General features: G+C 61.2%; 1 protein-coding gene. It reads left to right on the top strand.

The annotated features are described in order from the left end of the window. Positions 1–47 precede the first annotated feature (47 nt). Positions 48–1139, top strand: coding sequence for an IS630 family transposase (locus EB75_RS27940; RefSeq protein WP_036429724.1), 1092 nt, complete (start codon positions 48–50; stop codon positions 1137–1139).

Here is a 1139-nt window from a genome sequence, read left to right on the forward strand (position 1 = left end):
CTAGTGTCCTGCGCCGTAAATTAGTTGATTAATTGTAGAATTGGCGGGTGGGAACCAGGGGTAGGCCGGTAGTCGAGTTGGTGTTGACCGACGACGAACGTGAGACGTTGCAGCGGTGGGCCCGTCGATCGAAGTCCTCGCAGGCGTTGGCCCAACGTTGTCGGATCGTGTTGGGTTGCGCGGCAGGGAAATCCAACAAGGAAGTCGCCGCTGATGAAGGTGTGTGGCCGCAAACGGTCGGCAAATGGCGTGGACGGTTCCTGGAGGCGCGACTGGAGGGTCTGGCCGATGAGCCGCGTCCTGGTGCGCCGCGCAAGATCACCGACGAGGCGGTCGAGCAGCTGATCGTGGCCACGTTGGAGCGTCAACCCAAAGGCGCCACGCACTGGTCGCGGTCTTCGATGGCGGCTGAGACCGGGTTGTCGAAGTCAACGGTCGGACGGATCTGGAAGTCGTTCGGCCTCAAGCCGCATCAGGTGGACACCTTCAAGATCAGCAACGACCCGCAGTTCGTCGACAAGGTCCGTGACGTCGTGGGGTTGTATCTGGACCCGCCGGAGAAGGCACTGGTGCTCTGCGTCGATGAAAAATCGCAGATCCAGGCCTTGGATCGCAGCGCGCCGGTGCTGCCGATGATGCCCGGCATGCCCGAGCGCCGCACCCATGACTACGTGCGGCACGGAATCACCACCTTGTTCGCCGCCCTGGATGTGGCCACCGGCGAGGTCTACGGCTCGATTCACCGCCGGCACCGCGCGATCGAGTTCAAGAAGTTCTTGACCAAGTTGGACAACACCGTGCCCGCTGACCTGGACGTCCATCTGATCTGCGACAACTACTCGACGCACAAATCGCCGACAGTAACCAAATGGCTTGCCGCCCATCCCCGATTCCACATGCACTTCACCCCGACCTACTCGTCGTGGCTCAACCAGGTCGAGCGGTGGTTCGGGTTACTCACCGACCAGAAACTGCGCCGCGGCGTTCACCGCTCAATTCAGGCCCTCGAGAAGGACATTCGCGAGTGGATCGCAGACTGGAACGACAACCCCCGCCCGTTCAACTGGACCAAGACCGCCGACGAGATCTTCGAACGACTCGGTTCATATCTTCAACGAATTCCCGGCGCAGGACACTAG

It is taken from the genome of Mycobacterium sp. ST-F2, assembly GCF_001905655.1.
Lineage (GTDB): Bacteria > Actinomycetota > Actinomycetes > Mycobacteriales > Mycobacteriaceae > Mycobacterium.